The sequence below is a fragment of the Microbacterium sp. NPDC089186 genome (assembly GCF_040685115.1).
GTDB classification, from domain to species: domain Bacteria; phylum Actinomycetota; class Actinomycetes; order Actinomycetales; family Microbacteriaceae; genus Microbacterium; species Microbacterium galbum.
Genome location: NZ_JBFBHJ010000004.1, coordinates 232,138 through 246,552, shown reverse-complemented (window position 1 = coordinate 246,552; position 14,415 = coordinate 232,138). Strand labels below are relative to the sequence as shown.

The following is a 14,415-nucleotide window of genomic DNA, read 5'->3' as shown; positions in this document are numbered from 1 at the left end:
GGATGCCTCAGAGCACGATGTCGTCCGCGCCGCGGAGCTCGCGCGCGGCGACCGGGCGGAGTCCGCGGCGGACGAGGGTATCCGCCGCGACGAGCGGCCCCACGTCTATCCCCGTCTCGGCCGCGATCTCGGCGATCGGCACCTGGAACGTGCGGAACGCCCCCAGCGGGGGCACCACCAGCCCCTGCTGCGTATCGACCAGGTCGGTCTGATCGAGCACGAAACCGGCGGCCGCCAGGGCGTCGCCCTCGCGCCACGCCGCGATCTTCCAGAAGCGAAGCGGCACCCGGATGCCGCGGTACGGCGGATCGTCGTCGGCGAGCACCGGCGCGGTGAACACCGCCATGCGCTGATCGGTCGTCTCCGCGTACGCGAGCACATGGTCCTCGAGCCCGAGCCAGAGCTCCTTCGACTGATTGAAGCCGGCCGCCTGCGGTGCGGCGTTCGTGTAGAAGAACGTGGCCTCGGTGGCATCCTGCGCCTGGTCGGTCGTGCCCCAGCCCGGGTCCCGGCGTCGCACGAGGTGCCCGCGGTCGAGGTCGTTGCGGCTGTAGATCTCGGCCCCCGCCTGCGCGTCGGCATCGACGCGCGGGTCGAGACGCCATTCGCCGGTGCGGGGGAGGTCGCGCAGCGTCGCGCCGTCGATCACCACGGCGGTGACGGCCGCGAACCGTCGCCCCTCGTCGAGCAGCACCGAGAAGCGCGGGTAGTCGAGCCGCGTGGTCGCCCGTGCGGGCGAGGGGAGGGGCAGGGGGATGCCGAGGAAGTCCGGGTCGTAGCCGTCGCTCATACGCCCATGGTGCCCGGGCCTTCCGACATCGCGACAGACTGAGGCGATGGAACAGCACGTGAAGACCCGTTCCGACGCGCCCGCGGGCTTCTTCGCCGCGGAGGCGGCCGGACTCCGCTGGCTCGCGGAGGCGCGGGGAGCGCGCATCGCGCGTGTCGCCGAGGTCGCCGACGATCGCATCTGCATCGAGCGCATCGCCGAGACGGGCGCGACGGCCGAGGCCGCGGAAGCCTTCGGTGCCGCGCTCGCCGCGACCCACGACGCCGGCGCCCCGGCCTTCGGCTCGCCGCCGCCCGGGTGGGAGGGCGACATCTTCATCGGACGCCGCTCCCAACCCGCCCGCCCGACGGCGACGTGGGGCGCGTTCTACGCCGCGCAGCGCGTCGAGCCCTTCCTGCCGGTCGCGCTCGCCGCGGGGGCTCTGTCGTCATCCGGAGCCGAGGCCGTCCGGCGCGCGTGCGCCCTCGTCGCGGAGGGGGCCTTCGACGACGAGGAGACGCCCGCGCGCCTGCACGGCGACCTCTGGGCCGGGAACGTGCTGTGGGCCGCCGACGGCGTGGTGCTCATCGATCCCGCGGCGCACGGCGGCCACCGCGAAACCGACCTCGCGATGCTCGCCCTCTTCGGCGCTCCGTTCCTCGACCGCATCATCGCCGCCTACGACCGCGCGCATCCGCTTCGCGGGGGATGGCGCGACCGCGTGCCGGTCCATCAGCTGCACCCGCTTGCGGTGCACGCCGCGGGTCACGGTCCATCGTACGGTCGAGCGCTGGTCGAGGCGGCGGAGGAGACGCTCGCGCTGGTCTGAGCGCCGGTCTCGGCATCTGGAATCTCGGGACCCTCGAAAGGATCGGACGGAGAAGCCCGAGGCGCGCGCATCGGCGGGTCCACGCGAGGGCGCCGTCGCGGCCCCGCGTCAGCCCCGCGCGGCCGTCCGCCGCTTCGCCCGGCGGGCGAGGACGAGGTCGACGCCCACGCCGATCCCCACCGCGACGAGGATCGAGACCACCACCGCCACCACCGGATCGCCGGGCACGACGGCGGCCACCACCGCGCCGATGACCGCCTGATACGCCGCCCAGGCCAGCGCCGCCAGAGCGGCGACGCCCAGGTACCGCGCCGGATTCACGCGCGCAGCCCCGGCGGCGAGGTTCACCGCGAGACGCGCGAACGGGACGAACCGCGCCGTGAACAGCACGAGTGCGGCGTTTCGGTCGAGGCGCCGGCGTGCCCACTCCAACGCGGCCGACACGCGAGGCCCGCGCATCCACGGCCACCGTTCGACCCCCACCGCGCGCCCCACGAGGTAGCAGCACAGGTCGCCGGCGAACGCGGCGGCCCCGGCGACGAGGATCACACCGCCCAGCGGCGGGGTGCCGTGCGCGACGGCGAGGGCGCCGAAGGCCGTGACCGCCGCCTCGCCCGGAACGACGACGAGGAACGCGTCCGCGAACACCAGTATCGCCATCGCCGGCAGGGCCCACGGGCTCGCCGCGATCGCCTGCAGCCACGCGTCGACCCCGTCCATCCCGTCACTCTCCGCCGCCGATCGAGACGCCCCGCCCACGCGGCGGTGACGCCCCGCGGAGCATCCGGTGAACATCGCGAACGTCGACCCATCACGCGCCCCGCGAGGGCCGCCGAGGTCGCACCCTGGTGTCGTGAGAGTCGCGCTGCTGGCCGAATCCTTCCTCCCGCACATGAACGGGGTCACCGGTTCCGTCCTCCACGTCCTGCGCCACCTGGCCGACGCGGGGCACGAGACGCTGGTCATCGCCCCCAGGTCGGGAGACGTCACCGCCGACCTGCACGGCGCCCGCACCGAGCTCCTGCGCTCGGTGCCGCTGCCGTCCTACCCCGAGGTGCGGGTGGTGTTCGCCCGAGCGGCACGCCTGGGCGCCCTGCTGCGCGACTTCGACCCCGATGTCGTGCACCTGGCATCCCCGTTCGTCCTCGGGTGGCAGGGGCTCGCCGCGGCGGACGCCCTGAAGATCCCCTCCGTCGCCGTCTACCAGACCGACGTGGTCGCCTACTCGCAGAAGTACGGCCTGCCGCACGCCACGGCCCTCGTCGCCGCTCACGTCGCCCGCCTGCACCGTCGGGCCACGCTCACCCTCGCTCCCTCGTCGGCGTCGACACGTCAGCTCGAGGAGCTCGGCGTGGATCGCATCCGCCGCTGGAGTCGGGGAGTGGATGCCGTGCGCTTCGCCCCCGAGCACCGCGACGACGCGTGGCGCGCCGAGGTGGCGCCGCACGGCGAGCGCATCATCGGGTACGTCGGTCGCCTCGCGCCCGAGAAGCAGGTCGACGACCTCCGCGTCCTCGCCGGCCTGCCGGACACCCGCGTGGTGATCGTCGGCGATGGTCCCTCGCGCCCCGCGCTCGAGAAAGCCCTCCCGGATGCCGTCTTCACGGGCCACCTGTCCGGAACGGCCCTGTCATCGGTCATGGCCGGGTTCGACGTCTTCGTGCACCCGGGCGAGAGCGAGACCTTCGGGCAGACCATCCAGGAGGCCCTGGCCAGCGGCGTCCCGGTGGTCGCGACGGGAGTCGGCGGTCCGCTGGATCTCGTGCGCTCGAGCGTCGACGGCTGGCTCTACAAGCCCGGCGACCTCGGCGACCTGCGCGCGCGCGTCGCCGATCTCGTCGGCGACGAGGCGAAGCGCCGCGCCTTCGCGCGCGCCGCGCGCGGCGCCGTGCAGGGGCGCACGTGGGCGGCCCTGACGGGCGACCTCGTCGGACACTACGCGGATGCCATCGCCCTCCGCCGCATCGACGACAACCTCCTCCTGCGCGGCGGGCCGCGCCCGGCGGCCGTCGAGGCCACGCGCACACGGGGTCGCTGGACCCGCTTCGTCGCCCTCGGCGACTCGTTGACCGAGGGGCTGTGCGACGCGTCGCGCATGCCCTCGGGCCAGTTCCGCGGGTGGGCGGACCGCCTCGCGGAGCTCCTCGCGCACACGAGCGACGAGGGGCCTTTCCGTTACGCGAACCTCGCCGTGCGCAGCCGCCGCGTGCGGCACCTGATCGACGAGCAGATCCCCGCGGCCCTGGCCCTGCAGCCCGACCTCGTGTCGATCCTCATCGGTGCCAACGACCTCGTCGGGCCGGCCCCGGTGATTCCCGCCCTCGTGGCGGAGGTCGAGTCGGCGGTGCGCGCGGTACGTCGCACGGGCGCCGACGTCCTGCTCGTCACGACGTTCCTCCCTCGACGGCCGGCGGCTCGCATCTTCGCCCGCCGCTTCGCGGCCTACAACGTGCATCTGCGCCGCATCGCCGCGGACCAGGGCGCGATCCTGCTCGACCTGGAGGCCGCCGCCGAGATCGGGGAGCTGCCGCTGTGGGCCGACGATCTGGTGCACCTACGCTCGTCGGGGCACCGGCTCGTCGCCTACCGCGCGGCGGAGGCGCTCGGCGTTCCCGACGCACGAGCCCTGCTGGGCCTCGATGAGGCGCTCCACGCCGACGACGATGCCCCGCGCGGCGGATGGCTGACCCGTGACGCGCTGCCCTGGGTGTGGCGCCGAGTCCGCGGTCGCACCGCGGGTGACGGCATCCACGCGAAGCACGAGGGATACGTCGAGCTCCCCACCCGCGGCGATCGGGAGCGCACCCCCGCGTCGTGACGCACGCCGATGCCCGGGGCGGCTGCCCGGGAAGGACCCTGGGTTCGTCGAGGGGTCCGGTGGCTTCGACAGGTTCAACCACCTCGCGCGCGGAGGACTCTGAGCTCGTCGAAGGGTCCGTGATCGGCGCCCCGCGCCGAGCCGGCGCTCAGTACCAGCCGGTCTGCTCCGAGTGCGCCCATGCTCCGCAGGGAGAGCCGTAACGCGCGCTGATGTACGACAGTCCCCACGAGATCTGCGTCGCCGCGTTCGTGCGCCAATCCAGACCGGCGGATGCCATCTTCTCGCCCGGGAGCGCCTGGGGGATGCCGTACGCGCCGCTCCACGGATTGAGGGCGTCGGCGCGCCAGCCCGACTCGCGATTCCACAGCGAGACGAGGCAGGAGAACTGATCGTCGCCCCACCCGTAGGAACGGATCGCGCCGCGCGCATGGTCGCGGGCCTCGCCCGGGCTCATGATCGGGCCCGCGGGTGCCGTCGAGCCGCCGCCGGAGCCGCCCGACCCGCCGCCGTTCGAACCGCCTCCGCCGGAGCCGCTCCCGCCGCCCGAGCCTCCGCCGCTGCCGCCGGACCCGCCGCCCGAGCCGCTGCCGCCCGACCCGCCCCCGCCGGAGTTGCCGGACCCGCCGCCTGCTCCTCCCGACCCGCCACCGGACCCGCTGCCGCCGGAGCCGCCCGCTCCCGAGCCGCCGGATCCGCTCGATCCGGAGCCGCCACCGGTCGCGCCGCCGGCCTCGGCGGCGTCGCGTGCGGCCTTCTCGCGTTCACGGGCTGCGCGCTCCTGGGCTGCGGTGGTCTCTTTCAGGGCGGCGAGTTGCGCGTACAGCTCGTCCAGTCGCGACTGCGCCGCCGCGACACCGGCCGCTTCGGCATCCGCTTCCCCGCGGGCCGCGGCCGCCGTGGTCTCCGCTTCGGCCGCGAGCCGAGCCGCTTCGGTGCGCGCCGCCTCGGCCTGCGTGCGGAGTGACGTCGCGACGTCGGCGGCCGATCGGGCGTCGCCCGCGGTGCGCGCGCTGACGGAGGTGACGTGGTCGAGGAGACCGAGCCGCTGCAGCAGCGAATCGGGATCCGCCTCGGTGAGCAGCTGAGCGACCAGAGGCCCGGCGCCGACCGTCCGATAGAGGCGGGCGGCGCTGGCCCCCGCGCGGCTGCTCGCCTGCGACAGGGCGGCATCGGCCGCCGTACTCTGCTCGGTCAGGGTCTGAGCGCGCGCGGACGTCGTGTCCGCGAGACGGCGCGTGCGCTCGGCGGCGGCGGACGCGTCCAGCGCGCGACGGGAGGCGGACGCTGCCGCCGCCTCCGCGGCATCCAGCTGGTCCTTCAGCGCCGCCACGGCCGACTCGTCGACAGCGGCGGGACGTGTGCTCGTCGCGGTCGACGCGACCGAGGCGGAGGCGGAAATCGGCAGGAAGGTCGCGCCGACGACCAGGCACGCGGCGAGCGTGTGACTGGTGAGACGCGTGAGACCCATGAGGTCACGCTAGAGCACGAAGGCGTGGCGCGGCCACCCCGGGGCGGTCGTCGCTGGTAGGGTGAAGCCCGAATGCCGTCTTGGCATCCGCTCAACTACATATGAGCTCACGGAGCAGGCCGGCAGACGCTGGTCCCCTGTGGTGGACTCCCCGTCGGAACGCCGGGTGGTCGTCTACTGGTGGCCAGTCGCCGGGACTTCCGGGTCGATTCGTCGGCGCGCCCTTTCTGCCTGTTCCTGCTCCTTCGCATGTCAGCTCGTCGCCCACACGGGGCGGCGAGCCTAAACAAAGAAGGAGGGACCTCTTGGAAGGTCCAGAAATCACCGCCGCCGAGGCCGTTCTCGACAACGGCCGCTTCGGCACCCGTACCATCCGTTTCGAGACCGGACGCCTCGCCCAGCAGGCCCAGGGCGCCGTCGCCGCCTACCTCGACGAGGAGACGATGCTCCTGTCGGCCACCAGTGCCGGCAAGCACCCCCGTGAGGGCTTCGACTTCTTCCCGCTGACCGTCGACGTCGAAGAGCGTTCGTACGCCGCAGGAAAGATCCCCGGCTCGTTCTTCCGTCGCGAGGGTCGCCCCTCGACCGAGGCCATCCTCGTGTGCCGCCTCATCGACCGCCCGCTGCGCCCGTCGTTCGTCGACGGCCTGCGCAACGAGGTCCAGATCGTCGTCACCGTGCTGTCGATCGCACCCGGCGAGTTCTACGACGCCCTCGCCATCAACGCGGCATCCATGTCGACCCAGATCTCGGGTCTGCCGTTCTCGGGCCCCATCGCGGGTGTGCGCCTGGCGCTCATCCCGGGCCAGGGCGAGCACGCCGACCAGTGGGTCGCATTCCCCACCGTCACCCAGCTCGAGGACGCCGTGTTCGACCTCATCGTCGCGGGCCGCGTGCTCGACGACGGCGACGTCGCCATCATGATGGTGGAGGCCGAGGCCACCGAGGGCAGCTGGAACATGATCAAGGGCGGTGCGACCAAGCCCAACGAGCAGGTCGTCGCCGAGGGTCTCGAGGCCGCGAAGCCGTTCCTGCGCCAGCTCGTCGACGCGCAGAACGAGGTCGCTCGCACCGCGTCGAAGGAGATCCAGTCGTTCCCCGTCTTCCCGGCCTACAGCCAGGAGACCTACGACTTCGTCGCCGGTCGCGCCTACGACCGTCTGGTGCCGGTGTACCAGATCGCCGACAAGCAGGAGCGTCAGAACGCCGACGACGAGGTCAAGACCTCGGTCAAGGAGCAGCTGCTCGCCGCCGTCGAGTCGGGCGAGCTGCCCGCTGTCGCGACGCTGGAGTTCAACGCCGCGTACAAGTCGGTCACCAAGACGATCGTCCGCGGTCGCATCCTCGCCGAGGGCGTCCGTATGGACGGCCGTGGCCTGGCCGACATCCGCCCGCTCGACGCCGAGGTGCAGGTCATCCCGCGCGTCCACGGCTCGGCGATCTTCCAGCGCGGCGAGACCCAGATCCTGGGCGTCACCACGCTGAACATGCTCAAGATGGAGCAGCAGATCGACTCGCTCTCGCCCATCACGAGCAAGCGCTACCTGCACCACTACAACTTCCCGCCGTACTCGACCGGTGAGACCGGTCGCGTGGGGTCGCCGAAGCGTCGCGAGATCGGCCACGGCTTCCTGGCCGAGCGCGCGCTCGTGCCGGTGCTGCCCAGCCGCGAGGAGTTCCCCTACGCGATCCGTCAGGTGTCCGAGGCCCTCGGCTCGAACGGTTCGACGTCGATGGGCTCTGTCTGCGCCTCGACCCTGTCGCTGCTGAACGCGGGTGTGCCCCTTCGCGCTCCCGTCGCCGGTATCGCCATGGGTCTGGTGACCGACGAGGTCGACGGACAGACCCGCTACGCCGCGCTGACCGACATCCTCGGCGCCGAAGACGCCCTCGGCGACATGGACTTCAAGGTCGCAGGTACCTCCGAGTTCATCACCGCTATCCAGCTCGACACCAAGCTCGACGGCATCCCGTCGTCGGTGCTGGCCGCCGCCCTCACCCAGGCGAAGGAGGCTCGTCTGACGATCCTCAACGTCCTGAACGCCGCGATCGACGCTCCCGACGAGATGGCGCCCACCGCGCCCCGCGTCATCAGCGTGCAGATCCCGGTCGACAAGATCGGTGAGCTCATCGGCCCCAAGGGCAAGACGATCAACGCCATCCAGGATGAGACCGGCGCGCAGATCTCCATCGAGGAGGACGGCACCGTCTACATCGGCGCGACCGACGGCCCCTCGGCCGAGGCTGCCCGTGCCCAGGTGAACGCGATCGCCAACCCGACCAACCCCGAGGTGGGCGAGCAGTTCCTCGGAACGGTCGTGAAGATCGCGACCTTCGGTGCGTTCGTCTCGCTGCTCCCCGGCAAGGACGGCCTGCTGCACGTCAGCGAGGTCCGCAAGCTCGCCGGTGGCAAGCGCGTCGAGAACGTCGAAGACGTGCTCTCGGTCGGCCGCAAGATCCTCGTGCGCATCACGAAGATCGACGACCGCGGCAAGCTCTCGCTCGAGCCCGTGCTCGACGAGGAGGCCACCACGCCCGAGCCCGCCGACACGCAGAGCTCGGCCGCCGCGAGCGAGGGCCCCGAGGCTCCCGCCGAAGGCTGATCGCGCGATCACCGGATGCCCGTCCCGCTCGATGCGGGGCGGGCATCCGTCGTGTGACGCAAGTGGTCAGCGGGGCTCATGTGACAGCGCCGCGCGCAAGCGTTACGCAATGTTTATCGCCGGGCCGGGTGAAACCGCAGCCTCGTCAGGGCGAACGCATACGCTCGAAGAACGTCGGGGGGCGAGGGCGTGCGGCATATCCGCACCGGTTCCCGGCGCGAGAGGGGATCTCACCATGAGCGGCTCGGGCGTCGACGAGACGGCCTCGCCGCGCCTGCGTCGGGATCGCGCTCCGCACCCGTCCGCCCCCATCACCCTGCAGGGGCCGGGCCTCGGCTCCCACGTGCGCGTCCCCCTCGGCGAGACCGGCTTCGACGTCTTCCCGCTCTTCCTCGGCGGCGGGGAGTTCGGCTGGAACGTCGACGCCGGCGCCAGCCACGAGATCCTCGACGCCTACGTCGAGCTCGGTGGCAACGCCGTGCACACCGCCGACAGCTACGCGGCCGGCCGCAGCGAGTACATCATCGGCGCGTGGATGCGGTCGCGCCGCCTTCGCGATGACACCGTCCTGACCGTGCGGGTGGGCGGTCATCCCGACAACCCCGGTCTCGACTCCGTGAACCTCGTGCGGGCGGTCGAGGCGTCGCTCACGCGCCTGGGCACCGATCGCATCGACGTCCTCTCGCTCGACGCCGCCCGTGGCGACACGGCGATGCTGGAGGACACCCTCGCCACGAGCGAGTGGCTGGTCGACTCCGGCAAGGTGCGCGCGATCGGCGCCCACGGATACACCGCCGCCCAGCTCGTGGAGGCGCGCATCCTGTCGTCGGCGGGGTATCCCCGCATCACGGTGCTCGACGTGCCGTACAACGTGCTGCGGCGCTCGGAATTCGACGGAGATGTGCGTCTGATCGCGTCCGCCCAGAACATGGCGGTGACCCCGTCGCATCCTCTCGCTCACGGTTTCCTCGCGGGCGAGACGCGCACGCGCGGTCAGTCGACGCAGTCGGTGCGCGGCTCCCAGGTCGCGGCCCACCTGAACCGGCGCGGCTCGCGGGTCCTGCGCGCGCTCGACACCGTCGGCAACGAACTCGGCATCCCGGATGCGGCGGTGGCGGTGGCATGGCTGCTCGCGCAGAAGATCATCACCGCGCCCATCGTCAACGCCTTCGCTCCGCGCCACGTGGTGGAATGCATGCGCGCCGTGGGCGTGCGGCTCAGCCGCTCCCAGCTGTCGGACATCGCGCGCGCCGCCGAGTGAGGGCCGCCCCCACCGGGGCGTGACGTAGGCTGGGAGGACCGGCCGGGGGACGGCAGATCGACAACGGGGTGAGCTGACGTGACGCACTACATCTACCTGGTGCGCCATGGCGAGCACCAGGATGCCGAGCATGGCCTCTCCGACGGCCCCCTGTCGCCGCGCGGCCAGCGTCAGGCGGCGTTGCTCGCCGATCGGCTGTCGGGTCTTCCCCTCGACGCGGTGTGGCACTCGCCCCTCGAGCGCGCCGCGCAGACCGCGCGCGCCGTCGCCGACCGCCTCCCGTCGGTCTCGCCGGAGTCGTCGGCGCTGCTGTTCGACTGCGTCCCCACCGGAATGACGCCCGAGACCCCGGCCGCGTACGAGCCGTTCTTCGGCTCGGTGACCGAGGCCGAGATCGACGCGGGACGCGCGCAGATGGCCGACGCGACCGCCGAGTTCCTCGCCCGCAAGGCGGGGGAGGTGCACGAGCTGGTGATCACCCACAACTTCGTCATCTCGTGGTTCGTCCGCGAGGTGCTGCAGGCTCCCGATTGGCGTTGGATGACGATCAACCAGGCGTACTGCGGACTCACGGTCATCGCGCAGAAGAAGGGCCGCCCCTGGACGCTGCTGTCGCACAACGACCTGGCGCACCTGCCGGTCGAACTGCGCACGGGACTGGTCGACCCGCTGCCGGTCTGACCAGGCTGCCAGTCCGATCGGGCCGCCCATCGGATCGGGCTGCCGCGGACCAGACGGCCGGTCTGATCCGGCTGTCGGTCCACCCCGCCGCCGGTGCGCTGCCGGCGGCACTCCGCTCCGGATGCCGCTCGCGCGGCGCGTCTGTGGACAGTGCCCGACCCGCGACGGCGCCGACGCCTAGGCTGGTGGCATGACCACACGCGTTGCCATCGTGGGCGGAACCGGCAAGCTCGGCGGAGTCATCCGCGAGGTCGTCGAGGCCGAGGACGGATACGAGGTCGCCGCCGTGCTCGGCTCCCAGTCCGATCTCGCCGAGCTCGACGGAGCCGACCTCGTGGTCGACGCTTCGACGCCCGCGGTGTCCATCGACGTCGTCCGCGCCGCCATCGACCGCGGACTCAACGTGCTCGTGGGCACCTCGGGGTGGTCGAACGAGCGCATCGCCCTCGTCCGCCCCCTCGCGGAGGCGGCCGGGACGGGTGTCGTCTTCATCCCCAACTTCTCGCTCGGGTCGGTCATCGGCAGTGCCCTGGCGGCCGCCGCGGCCCCGTTCTTCCCGTCGATCGAGATCGTCGAGGCCCACCGTGACACGAAGGTCGATTCGCCCAGCGGCACCGCGGTGCGCACGGCCGAGCTCATCGCCGCGGCCCGCGCCGACGTCGGTCCCGTCGAGTCACCGCACGTCGACCAGCGTGCTCGGGGCCAGCGCGTGGCATCCGTTCCGATCCACTCGCTTCGACGTCCCGGCGTGATCGCCCGCCAGGAGACTGTGCTCTCGGGCGCGGGAGAGTCGCTCACCATCGTGCACGACACGATCGACCCGACCACGGCATACGGGCCGGGGGTCCGCATCGCCCTCGCGGCGGCTCGCGAGGCGCGCGGCGTGACCATCGGTCTCGACAGCTTCATCGACATCGGCGTGCGCACGCGGCCGGTCGAGACCGGCGCCCCGGTGTCGGACGGCGACGTGTCGGGTCAGGTCGCGAGCGCGACGAGCGCATGAGGGTCCGCATCGCCGTCGCCGTCATGACGGTGCTGCTCCTGCTCTACGTCGTCCTGGCGGGGCAACGGGCGCTCGTCCTGCTCGCCAGCGGCGAGACGGTCGGCGTGGTCATGGGCATCGCCCTTCTCGTCCTGCCGTTGCTCGCCCTCTGGGCCATCGGGCGCGAGCTGTGGTTCGGTGTGCGCGCGCAGCAGATCGGCGAGAGGCTCGACGCCGAGGGCGGACTCCCCGACGAAGACCTGCCCGTGCGGCCGAGCGGGCGCGTCGAACGCGCCGACGGCGACGCCCTGTTTCCCCGCTATCGCGCCGAGGTCGAGGCTGATCCCGCCGACTGGCGCGCGCGCTACCGTCTCGCTCTGGCTTACGACGCCGCGGGCGACCGTCGGCGTGCGCGCGAAGCCGTGCGCACCGCGATCCGTCTCGAGGCGGCGGAGCGACGCGGGCGCTGAGTCCGCGCGGTCGCCGCTCCGCCGTCGCTCCTCAGTCGGCCGCGGGGACGGCGGAGGCGACCGCGTCCTCGACCGTTCGGTGCGTGAAAGAGAAGGCCGTGTCGTTCAGGACCGTCGGCTTCACGTCGGCGTCGGAGGTGAGGAGGGCCTCGGTGGCATCCGTCCCGAGAGCGAGCTTGACGCCCCAGATCGGCGCGCGCAGCACGTACGGGCGGTTCATGCGCCGCGCCAGGGCGAAGCCGAGGTCGTTCGCCGTCGCCCGGGTCGGGCCCGTCAGGTTGACGGGGCCGTCGATCTCGGAGTCGATCACGTGACGGATGGCGCGCACCTCGTCGTCGAGCGAGATCCACGGCCACACCTGGGTCCCGCGTCCGATGGGCCCTGAGATGCCGAGCTTGGTGAGGAGCAGCAGGGGCTTCAGGACGCCCTGCTCGTGCACGACGGGGGCCGTGCGCAGCAGGGCGACGCGCGCCTTGTCACCCGCGTCCCGGGCGGCGGACTCCCACTCCACGCAGATGTCGGCGAGAAGGCCCGTGCCGCGGGGCGAGCCCTCGGTGAGCTCGACGCGCGGCTGCGAGCCGTAGAAGCCGGTCGCGCTCGCGTTCACGAGCGCCGGGGCATCATCGCCGAGAGCGCGGACGGCGGCGGCCAGCGTGCGCGTCGGCGTCACCCGCGACCACAGCAGCGTCGACTTGTACGACGGGGTCCACGGGAAACGGCCGATCGAGGCACCGTTCAGACACACCACCGCGTCGGCCCCGGCGATGACCTCGGGGTCGAGAGGAGTGGCATCGTGAAGCCACTGCCGCTCGTGCGGGGCCGAGGGGGCGTGGCGCACCAGCGAGGTGACCTCGACGCCGTCGCTTCGCAGGGAGTCGAGAAGCGCCGAGCCGATGAGGCCCGACGCGCCGGCGATGACGACGCGTCGGGCCGGGGTCTCAGGCAAGCGTCGCCTCGAGGGTGATGTCGATACCGGCGAGGGCCTGCGACACGGGGCAGTTCGCCTTCGCGTCGGCCGCGATCTTCTGGAACGTGGCGTCGTCGAGGTCGGGCACGACGGCGTTGACGTTGAGGTGGCTGCCGGTGATACCGGTGCCGGGCTTGAAGGTGATGGATGCCGTGGTGTCGACCGACGTCGGCGGGGTGCCGTTGTCGGCGAGGGCGTTGGACAACGCCATGCTGAAGCATGCCGAGTGGGCGCCCGCGAGCAGCTCCTCGGGCGTGGTGACCGAGCTCGAGCCTTCGCTGCGCGCCTTCCAGTTCACGTCGAACGTACCGATGCCTGACGAGGTGAACGTGACCTCGCCCGATCCCTCGAACAGGCTGCCTTTCCAGGCGGTGGTGGCTTCGCTCGTGACGGCCATGGGGAACCTCCGTTGATCCGGCGCGATCGGGGGTGACCGCGACGCGGCCAGCCTAACGAGGGGTTCCGACGCTGCGCGGGACTTGACAGCCCCGTCTCACGGACCGCTCAGGCAGTGGTGGGTCCGCGGCGGCCGAGCAGTCCCGCGCGCTGCAGGACGAGGTAGAGCTGACAGCCGAGGCACAGTCCGAAGACGGCGTTCAGGAACGCGGCGACGAAGGCCATCGCCGCCGCGACCGGCAGCGCCCAGGGCACTCCGGCCAGGTGCAGCAGCAGACCCACGGCCGTCACGAACAGTCCCACGCCCTGCGCGAAGCGCGGCGGGCGCGGGTCCTCGAACTCGGTGGGGGGAGCGAGGCGCGGCTGAACGACCCGGCGGTACAGCACGCTCCACGGCGCCGTGCGCGGAGCGGCGACGCCCCACACGAACAGGAGGGCGACCACGAGCAGGAGCAGGAAGCCGGGGTCGGACGCACGCTCGAGCACCGACGCCTGCCCAACCGCGGGGTACGAGGGGGAGAAGCTGTCTCCCGTCAGGGGCTGATACGCGGTGAACCCCGGGGCGGCGCGCGTGGAGATACCGACGAGGCTCAGCAGCGTCGCGACCAGCAGCAGAACGGCGGTGACGGATGCCGCGAACCGCGGGCCGCGGGCATCGATGCGCGAGATGTCAGGCACGGGCCGTCTCCTTCTTCAGGGTGTCGAGTTCGAGCTCGACGACCGACCGGCCGGGCGTTCCGCCGAAGCGCGTGCGCACGACCCCGCGACGATCGAGCACGAGCGTCGTGGGCGTCTGCAGCACCCGGAAGTGCTGCGCGATGTCGGGGCGGTGCGTGAGGTCGACGTCGAGATGACGGACGCCGTCGCGGGCATCGGCGACCTCGCTGAGCATCCGGTGGACCCCGGGGCAGCGCGCGCACATCTCGGTGCTGAACTGCAGGAGGGTCGCCTCCTCGCCCAGGCCGTCGGCGCCGAGACGGCGCGGGTCGACGACCTCGGCCGAGTCGATGGCGCGTGCGCGGCCGTCGCGGCGGCGCCAGAGGAGTCCCGCGGCCGTCGCCACGACGACGAGAGCCGCGACAGAGATCAGGGCGATGGTCAGGTCCACGACGCACAACGGTAGTGCGCCGTGACGGGCCGCGGGCCGATGAGTCCTCGCATGACGCAC

At 72.5% G+C, this 14,415-nt stretch carries 14 protein-coding genes; 7 read left to right on the top strand and 7 right to left on the bottom strand.

The window, feature by feature from the left end; translation table 11 throughout:
- Positions 1-7: 7 nt before the first annotated feature.
- Positions 8-790: a DNA/RNA non-specific endonuclease gene (locus AB0N82_RS15025; RefSeq protein WP_363392621.1), complete on the bottom strand. Its 783-nt coding sequence runs from the start codon at positions 788-790 to the stop codon at positions 8-10.
- Between the two features lie 46 nt (positions 791-836).
- Here AB0N82_RS15025 and AB0N82_RS15020 point away from each other — a divergent pair, with 46 nt between their 5' ends.
- The gene (locus tag AB0N82_RS15020; protein WP_363392618.1) at positions 837-1,598 is read left to right on the top strand and encodes a fructosamine kinase family protein; all 762 of its coding nucleotides are present in this window, start codon (positions 837-839) and stop codon (positions 1,596-1,598) included.
- A gap of 108 nt (positions 1,599-1,706) precedes the next feature.
- Here the strand turns inward: AB0N82_RS15020 and AB0N82_RS15015 are convergent, their stop codons facing one another.
- The gene (locus tag AB0N82_RS15015) at positions 1,707-2,318 is read right to left on the bottom strand and encodes a VTT domain-containing protein (protein WP_363392615.1); all 612 of its coding nucleotides are present in this window, start codon (positions 2,316-2,318) and stop codon (positions 1,707-1,709) included.
- A 133-nt stretch (positions 2,319-2,451) separates the two neighbouring features.
- Here AB0N82_RS15015 and AB0N82_RS15010 point away from each other — a divergent pair, with 133 nt between their 5' ends.
- Positions 2,452-4,416, top strand: a complete 1,965-nt coding sequence (locus AB0N82_RS15010; protein ID WP_315993107.1) for a glycosyltransferase — start codon at positions 2,452-2,454, stop codon at positions 4,414-4,416.
- A gap of 148 nt (positions 4,417-4,564) precedes the next feature.
- On the opposite strand, the gene AB0N82_RS15005 is transcribed toward AB0N82_RS15010, so the two are convergent.
- Positions 4,565-5,887, bottom strand: a complete 1,323-nt coding sequence (locus tag AB0N82_RS15005) for a hypothetical protein (protein WP_363392612.1) — start codon at positions 5,885-5,887, stop codon at positions 4,565-4,567.
- 305 nt (positions 5,888-6,192) lie between these two features.
- Between AB0N82_RS15005 and AB0N82_RS15000 the strand changes: the two genes are divergently transcribed.
- From AB0N82_RS15000 to AB0N82_RS14980, 5 genes are all read left to right on the top strand, one after another.
- Entirely contained in the window at positions 6,193-8,490 is a 2,298-nt protein-coding gene (locus AB0N82_RS15000; RefSeq protein WP_315993105.1) for a polyribonucleotide nucleotidyltransferase, read from the top strand.
- A gap of 235 nt (positions 8,491-8,725) precedes the next feature.
- On the top strand, positions 8,726-9,751 hold the full coding sequence (locus AB0N82_RS14995) for an aldo/keto reductase (protein WP_315993104.1): 1,026 nt from the start codon (positions 8,726-8,728) through the stop codon (positions 9,749-9,751).
- A gap of 78 nt (positions 9,752-9,829) precedes the next feature.
- A complete protein-coding gene (locus tag AB0N82_RS14990; RefSeq protein WP_315993103.1) occupies positions 9,830-10,432 on the top strand; it encodes a histidine phosphatase family protein in 603 nt (200 codons plus the stop codon).
- Between the two features lie 190 nt (positions 10,433-10,622).
- Positions 10,623-11,435, top strand: coding sequence for a 4-hydroxy-tetrahydrodipicolinate reductase (gene dapB / locus AB0N82_RS14985; RefSeq protein ID WP_363392607.1), 813 nt, complete (start codon positions 10,623-10,625; stop codon positions 11,433-11,435).
- Entirely contained in the window at positions 11,432-11,884 is a 453-nt protein-coding gene (locus tag AB0N82_RS14980; RefSeq protein WP_315993101.1) for a hypothetical protein, read from the top strand. Before dapB ends, AB0N82_RS14980 begins: the two co-directional genes overlap by 4 nt.
- 31 nt (positions 11,885-11,915) lie before the next feature.
- Here AB0N82_RS14980 and AB0N82_RS14975 read toward each other — a convergent pair whose 3' ends face one another.
- From AB0N82_RS14975 to AB0N82_RS14960, 4 genes are all read right to left on the bottom strand, one after another.
- The gene (locus AB0N82_RS14975; RefSeq protein ID WP_363392604.1) at positions 11,916-12,830 is read right to left on the bottom strand and encodes a TIGR01777 family oxidoreductase; all 915 of its coding nucleotides are present in this window, start codon (positions 12,828-12,830) and stop codon (positions 11,916-11,918) included.
- Entirely contained in the window at positions 12,823-13,248 is a 426-nt protein-coding gene (locus AB0N82_RS14970) for an OsmC family peroxiredoxin (RefSeq protein WP_315993099.1), read from the bottom strand. Before AB0N82_RS14970 ends, AB0N82_RS14975 begins: the two co-directional genes overlap by 8 nt.
- Before the next feature lie 107 nt (positions 13,249-13,355).
- Entirely contained in the window at positions 13,356-13,925 is a 570-nt protein-coding gene (locus tag AB0N82_RS14965) for a DUF4395 domain-containing protein (RefSeq protein ID WP_363392601.1), read from the bottom strand.
- Positions 13,918-14,355 (bottom strand): thioredoxin family protein, encoded by a 438-nt coding sequence (locus AB0N82_RS14960; protein ID WP_363392598.1) that lies wholly within the window; start codon positions 14,353-14,355, stop codon positions 13,918-13,920. The genes AB0N82_RS14965 and AB0N82_RS14960 overlap by 8 nt, the downstream gene beginning before the upstream one ends.
- Positions 14,356-14,415: the final 60 nt, after the last annotated feature.